A 4,348-nucleotide genomic window follows, 5' to 3' on the forward strand; every position below is an offset into this window, starting at 1 on the left:
CCCAGGTGATCTACACCGGGGCGGCCGCCGTCACCTGTAGTGACACCCGTGGCCCTGACCACAGTGGACGATCAGACGTTCTGAATAGCGCTCTAGGCTTATCATTTGCTCTGGATCTTCAGGCCGAGGCGGGCGTGATAGTGTCTCGCGCGTCAGCCTCTGCGAGCTTCGAAGTGTCCCTTACCTGGGCGCGCATGGGCTGATGTTAGAGCAGTTGCCGGCGATCGGTGGCGTATGTGTTGACACCGACGCACCGTCCATCGACGGATTGGTCGGTACGGCGTTTGCCTTGTCCGACACCGATGCCTTGACTGCTTTCCACTGTGTCGGGAACCGCTCGACGGGAGAAGTCGAACAACCGAAACCGGCCATCTGGCTAGGCGATCGCTTTACCGCTGCGACAGTTATCGAATACTGCGTTGAACTCGACGTTGCCATACTTGAGCTGCAAGGGGAACTTCCAGGTCACTTGAAACCTGTGCGACTCACGGCAGCCGCAGACGTAGGCGCAGAGTTTCTCAGCGTGGGCTGGCCGACATCTCGTCCCTTTACGCCCCACTATATGTCGGTTAGTGGGACGGTCGTCAATCCACACAGCAAGATCTTCGAAAAATCCCCAGCAATCCAATTGCACTGCGTTCAGTCTGCGTCGATGGCCCTCGCGGGGTTCAGTGGTGCCCCTGTGCTGATCAATGACGGGCCAGACATGGCCGCACTTGGTCTGATTCGTTGGAATCCGGAACGCCACGATATCCCGCAGTTCGCCGTCGGAGGTACTGTATACGCGTCGCCTTCGTCGGCCATCATGGAGCGCTATCCTCGGCTCAATTGCTATGCGGCAGGCCCACCAACTGATAAGCAGAACTCACATGGCTATTGTATCTGCCACAGTAAGGCTGACGAGGATGTTGCGGATTGGCTCGGCGAGTTCCTTGAGTCGAAGGGAATCGACGTTCTGGTTCGACACGAATACGTTATGGGCACAAATTTCATGCGAGCGATTGCGGAAGCGCACAGAACCCATCCGAACATCATAGTCCTTCTCTCCCAGGACACCTTCCAATGCGACTCGCCGTCCCATCGTGCTGAACTGCGGCGCCTCCAGGAGGGCTATGTTGGCGGTGAGTTGATACCGGTCCGGCTAGAACATGTCGAAATGCCCACATTTCTCAGTCACATTGAACCAACGGATCTCTACGGCCGTGAATCTGAGCAACAAGTTGAGGCGCTTCTTCTCGCCAGGCTCGACCCCGAGAAGGCGCCGCCGCGCCTACCAGCGCGGTTCCCGACGGAAAGATTCATAAAGCCTCGGCAGCAGAGCGTCTCCCGAAACCGGTTGCCGAAGGTTAGCCTGGAGTCACCGGGGGACGAGCGAGGTGGATCATGACCGTGCCGCATGACCGTACTCGAACAGTCTTTGTTAGCTATGCTGCGCAAGACGCCCCGACCGCCAGTTGGGTCATGCGCAGGCTCAAGGCTGGAGGATACGACGCCGAAGCAGATGTCGTACCGCTTCGTCCGGGTCGCGATTTTTGCTCGTGTCTGGACCTGGCTCAGCCCCGGGCGGAGACGTTGATCATCCTGGTGAGCAAGAACCTCGTGAACTCTTGGGCGTTCGGTCGGAATGATTGGATCGCTGGGGTGGTTGGTCGTCCTGAGCGAGTGATTCCGGTGAGGCTGGATGACACGGATAGCCTTTATCATCTAGGGCCATACGAGACGATCGACTTTCACGAACTCTCAGAGGAACGACGCTCCCAGATCTTGCTCGCTGCTGTTAGCGGTAAGCAGGCGTTTGGCGATCGGTCGTCGTTCGTCGACCTATTGGCGAAGCGACAACGGCGTCACGCCTCGCCGGCCAGTTTGAAGCCGTGGAACGTCCCTCTTGGGCCGAAGCAATTTTTCACTGGGCGTAATGACCTTTTGGCGGCTCTATACCGCGAAGCTGCGGCCGGTCCAACCGTTCTCACTCATCAGCTTATCGGGATGGGAGGCGTCGGTAAGACTCGGTTGGCTGCGGAATTCGCGCACCGGCACCGCAACGACTATGATCTTGTATGGTGGGTGCGAGCGTCGGCTCCCTCTAGTATGAACGAGGATCTGGCGCGACTTGGCAAGTTGCTTGGCGCATGGACGCCAGCAGACCATTGGCGAGATGCCGGCACGAAGGTACGAGAATGGCTTGAGTCGTCCCAGCAGCGGTTCTTGTTGGTGTTCGATGACGTCGCGGATCCATCTCTGGTCATGTCTGCTTTGCCTACGCGCGGCACGGGACATATCCTGATTACGACACGTCAATCCGGGAAGTGGCCCCACGGCGCGAGAGAGATGCCCGTAGATGTTCTCTCGATGGAAGCGGCGGTCGAGTTTCTACTGGCACGGACGGCTAGCAATGATGTCGAAGCGGCGCGCCGAGTCGCAACCGCCGTCGGCAGGTTGGCATTAGCGCTCGAACAAGCGGCCGCCTACGTCCTAGCGTCTGGAACGAACTTCCGGGATTATTCCAAGTTCTTGTCTAGTCGGTTGCGAAGGAACAGATGGACTCGGGAACCCAATCGCCTAGGAGAAGGTCGCTCTAGGTTACTGCGCAAGCGCTCGGCACTCGACGAGGCGCAGCTCCTACTTACTGCCGTTTGTGAGCTTTCGATCGACGCAGTGGTGGAATCCGACCCGTATAGCCGAGAATTGTTGGACTGTCTAGCGTTCGTGGATTCAACGCCGTTATCGTTGAACCTTGCTGAAAAGCTTGAGCCGCTTCTTAGATTCTCAAAAGGTTCCCTTCGTACCCTTGCGCGGTACTCGCTGGTGGAATTTTCGGCGGATGAGAGCCTCGTCATTCACCCACTTGTACAGCGAGTTATAAGTGAACGCATGAATGGCGAGCGGCGGTCGAACGTCATCAACCATCTGCTTACGTGGGTCTCCTCTCAGATGCCGATGAATTCGGAAAGCTGGGAGGTCAGGGAGCACTGCGCGCGGCTTGTACCCCATGCGCTCGCCGTCCTTGATCATGTGCAGGACTTTGGGAAGCCAAGGCTCGAGCTAGCGACGCTGTTCCACAGGATAGGGCGTTATACGTATGCCCGAGGCGACACCCGCTCCGCTTTGGGACTTCTTCAGAGGTCCGTGGCGCTCCGGCTGCAGGAGGAGCAGGCTGAGGCACATGGAATACCTGAATTGCTAAACGATCTATCGATTGTTTTGGCCGACGAGGGAGATTTAGCGCAGGCTGTACAGCTCAGTGCCGAGATAGTCCAAAGCCGGCTAGGGCGTGGACCAGGAGTAGAGTTAGAAGCTGACGATATACGACTAATAAGCAACCTGGCGACCATGCTCGCCGACTCTGGGCGACCTACGGATGCTGATCGTATCTTCAACGTTCTCGTAGATCAGTTGTCCGACATGCGCGATGTTGATTGGGACTCCCTCGCATCCACGCTTCACAATTGGGCGACGGTGGCTGAGGAACTCGGGAGAGCAGAAGAAGCTGTAGCTACGCACAGACGAGTTCTCGAAATCAGAAGGCGTCTTGGCGCCGGCTCCGATCAGAACGTGGTGGTGTCTTTACTCGGATTGGCTAGCGCGCTAGGTGGACTGGGAGAGCTCGACGAGGCTAGAGAATTTGCGTCTCAGGCGTTTGAAACCGCAGAACGTGTGCTAGGGGAGTACCACGCCTGCACACTCGTCGCACTCGATCTTCTTTCTGGAATTGCCTTCCAGGGCCGTAGCCTCACTGACGCTTTCATGTATGGTGAGCGCGCCTTCGCGCGCCGGAGAGACGTTCTAGGGGAAGAGAATCCTGCTACTGTCGATGCCCTGCACAATCTAGCGATCATTGCCTGGCAAGCCAAGGAACGGCGACACGCCGAGGCAATGGTGGAACAGGTTATTCAGGCGCGGGAGAAGACCCTCGGTCCACAGCATCCTAAGACGATAGAGGCCGTGCGAGATCTTGCACGTGTGCGCGGACCGGCCAGCTGGCTTTCAGAATTGCGGCGTACCCACCGGATTCTGCAGGATGTCACCGATGCTCCCGAAGATGAGCAGTCCAGATTAACGCGACTGCGGTTGTTCCACGAGCCGACCGCAGTCGTCGAATAGATTTGGCAGCTCCATGTGCAAGGACCTTGTGCAAGTGCTGCCAAATGGTCGCGGTGACGAAGGCTGTTGTCATCGCAATGAGGATTGTCCGCGAACTGCGGTCACCGCTGCCGCTCAACATGAAGCATGGCACTCGCTCCCATCCCAGATGATGGAGCGTTATTCAGAACGTGGTTATCCCCAGGTTCGGTAGATCTCCAGTCCGGTGACGGTGCGTAGGACTTCGGGAAAGTCGGTGAGGCGTCCG

At 57.7% G+C, this 4,348-nt stretch carries 3 protein-coding genes; all 3 read left to right on the plus strand.

The annotated features are described in order from the left end of the window. Positions 1-5: 5 nt before the first annotated feature. The 3 genes from QMG73_RS46575 to fxsT are packed head-to-tail and all read left to right on the plus strand — an operon-like array spanning position 6 to position 4,101. Complete coding sequence (locus tag QMG73_RS46575) at positions 6-203, plus strand: CU044_2847 family protein (protein WP_407676959.1); 198 nt, start codon at positions 6-8, stop codon at positions 201-203. Continuing rightward, complete coding sequence (locus tag QMG73_RS45935) at positions 203-1,387, plus strand: TIR domain-containing protein (protein ID WP_281906466.1); 1,185 nt, start codon at positions 203-205, stop codon at positions 1,385-1,387. The genes QMG73_RS46575 and QMG73_RS45935 overlap by 1 nt, the downstream gene beginning before the upstream one ends. Further along, positions 1,384-4,101 (plus strand): FxSxx-COOH system tetratricopeptide repeat protein, encoded by a 2,718-nt coding sequence (fxsT, locus tag QMG73_RS45940; RefSeq protein ID WP_281906467.1) that lies wholly within the window; start codon positions 1,384-1,386, stop codon positions 4,099-4,101. Before QMG73_RS45935 ends, fxsT begins: the two co-directional genes overlap by 4 nt. Positions 4,102-4,348 lie beyond the last annotated feature (247 nt).

It is taken from the genome of Phytohabitans aurantiacus (assembly GCF_027923225.1).
GTDB classification, from domain to species: Bacteria; Actinomycetota; Actinomycetes; order Mycobacteriales; family Micromonosporaceae; genus Phytohabitans; species Phytohabitans aurantiacus.